Consider the following 1,027-nt stretch of genomic DNA (forward strand, 5'->3'; position numbering starts at 1 on the left):
TTCCGGGTTTTTCCACAGCGCGTACCGGGAGTTCTTCACCCCGGCGGCCAAGGCGCTGTCGGGGCGTGCCGGGGACCCGGCCGGCGGCCGTCCCCGCTCTCTTCCTGGCTCGTTGGCCCGGGCTGCTTTGCGGGCGTCGTTCCACGCCGTCCGGCGGACTTCGTCGAGGGCCTCGGTAGCCCACTTGATGATGTGAAATGAATCAGCGCACTGCACGGCGTCCGGGCAGCGTTCGGCGACCACCGCGGCGATCCAGGGGGCCGCGTCCGCGCTGACGTGGGTGATGGCTGCCGAGCGTTCCTCGCCGAGGGCGTCAAAGAATGTGCGCAGGGTCGCCTTATCGCGGCCCGGTGCGGCCCAGAGCAGCCGACCGGAATCGTGGTCCACGACGACGGTCAGGTACTTGTGTCCGCGCTTGTAGGAGATCTCGTCGATGCCGATCCGTTTCAGGTCCGCGAACCGGTCGAATTCCTTCTCCGTATCTGCCCAGACACGGGTGATAATCGCCCCGACGGTACGCCAGGCGATGCGCATCAGCTCGGTGACCGCCGTCTTGGAGGACTTGGTGGCCAGCCAGGCCACCTGCGCATCGAAATCATGGGTGTGGCCGGCCTGGTGCCTGGCCCAGGGAACTGCCGCGACGGTGACCCCGTGCTTCCTGCACCGGATTCTGGGGGCCGCGGCCTGAAGCCATACCTGGACCGTGCCCAGGTCCAGGGAGCGCCAGCGGCGCAGACCTTCTCCCTGGTCGTATTTCGGGCTTCGGCGCTGGCAGATCCCGCACCGGTTGCGCATCGAGCCTGTCGGTCGGACCGAGGCGATCAGGAACCCGCCGTCATCCTCCAAATCAATGGACTCCACAACCGTTTTCTCGACACCGAGCAGCGTTCGCCATAGTCTTGCATCTTGCACGCCGTTTTCCCGTTCTAAAAGTTTCTTTCCTTAGACAGTCAGAAACCTATAGACGGAAAGCGGCGTGCGTCCGTTAAGGCGCGCTCAAAACGCCCACGGAAGAGTCAGGAGAGCC

General features: G+C 65.0%; 1 protein-coding gene. It reads right to left on the reverse strand.

Annotated features, from left to right (window positions below):
- Positions 1 to 912, reverse strand: a 912-nt coding sequence (locus tag NG697_RS20990; protein WP_252615103.1) for a transposase, incomplete at its 3' end; no start/stop codon positions are given.
- Positions 913 to 1,027 lie beyond the last annotated feature (115 nt).

The sequence above is a fragment of the Pseudarthrobacter raffinosi genome (genome assembly GCF_023913835.1).
GTDB lineage: Bacteria > Actinomycetota > Actinomycetes > Actinomycetales > Micrococcaceae > Arthrobacter > Arthrobacter raffinosi.